Origin of the sequence: Moorena sp. SIO3I8, from assembly GCF_010692325.1 — a bacterium.
Classification (GTDB): domain Bacteria; phylum Cyanobacteriota; class Cyanobacteriia; order Cyanobacteriales; family Coleofasciculaceae; genus Moorena.
On record NZ_JAAHHW010000410.1, the window covers coordinates 1 to 1,338 of the forward strand.

Consider the following 1,338-nt stretch of genomic DNA (forward strand, 5'->3'; position numbering starts at 1 on the left):
CAACGGGTTTTCCCAGGACAGCGATCCCAAGGGCAATACCATACCCATAGGCAATCTTTTGAGTGATATTAAGGCGATTTAGCTGCTTTCTGAACCAGGCAAGGGGACCTGTCAAAGGTTGGGATGAGTTGCTTGAAACCGTCTTTAACAATGAAGATGCGGTGGTTGAGTCTGTTTTTAATTTAGTCATATTATTTCTCCATATCCTCCTCAAGGGAGATGCAGCCATTGTTTTTTAGTACTAAAAAAAACTATTGCGATTTATTTTATAAGTGTGGGGTTGTACATACAGGGTTTGTAGATACAGTTGTAAATAAGGTGGTAAATACAATAGTTATATTATAGAATTCCCAACCAGTCTCACCCAAGTAACAGTTTCAGTCTCTTATCAATTCCCCTTGCTTTCTTCCTTTGGCATTTCTAGTGTTCTCCACCAGGTTGATCTAATTATGTTACAGGTATTGTTTGATGAACTCTCGAATTTTTTTGATTTGAAATTTTTATGATAATTGACGGATAGTTTGGTAAAATGGTATAAATATATCATCTGATCTAGTTCATCGACTTCCTCTAAAAGGTCATTGATTAAGCCTGACATAGCCAGATCGTAAAGGTAGACTAGTTTTTATGGTGGAGGACTAACAATTTCTGTTGTTTTAACTGATGTTTTATTATTAATATTATTTTTTTATTTAAAATTAACTATTTTTTGCTGATTTTTATTGTTGTTGAAATTTATTTCATAGGAATTGGGATAAGTTTGTACGTCTAAATCTATAGTAAAAATACTACCTTGGCCTGGGTTACTCTCGACATGAATCTCGCCACCCATGATCTTGACGAGTTTATGGGTAATTGCTAAACCGAGTCCAGTGCCTTCCACAAAACCAGAGGTATTTTCTAGCTTTTCAAATGGCAAAAATAGTTTAGATAATTGCTCCCTATTCATCCCAATACCGGTGTCTTTTACTTCAAACCGAATAGTGGTAATTTGTTGGAGTTTATTTGTGGTTTTATCTTTAGCATTGTTCCTTGAACCCAGCACACTAACCGTAAATGCTACTCCCCCTGTTTCAGTAAATTTAATGCCATTGTCGAGTAAGTTTATAAACACTTGTTTCAAGCGTTTTTCGTCAACATTAATTGCTGTAGGTAGTCGAGAAGTCGCTTGGTAACTATAGGAAATACCCTTTTGTTCTGCTTTCACCTGACAAATTTCCACGATGTCCTTCAAGAAGGTACCAAAATCAACCGTTTGGGAATTGAGTTCTAATTTATTAGCTTCAATTGTACAGAGGTCTAAACTCTCATTGATCAGGCTGAGCAGATTAGAGCCGC

General features: G+C 36.2%; 2 protein-coding genes. Both read right to left on the reverse strand.

Going from position 1 to position 1,338, the window contains the following annotated elements; translation table 11 throughout:
• Positions 1 to 190 (reverse strand): hypothetical protein (locus F6K51_RS37445; protein WP_293031286.1); only part of this gene is annotated, 190 nt, incomplete at its 3' end.
• 498 nt (positions 191 to 688) lie between these two features.
• The coding region (locus F6K51_RS37450) for an ATP-binding protein (RefSeq protein ID WP_293031289.1) at positions 689 to 1,338 on the reverse strand (650 nt) is incomplete at its 5' end.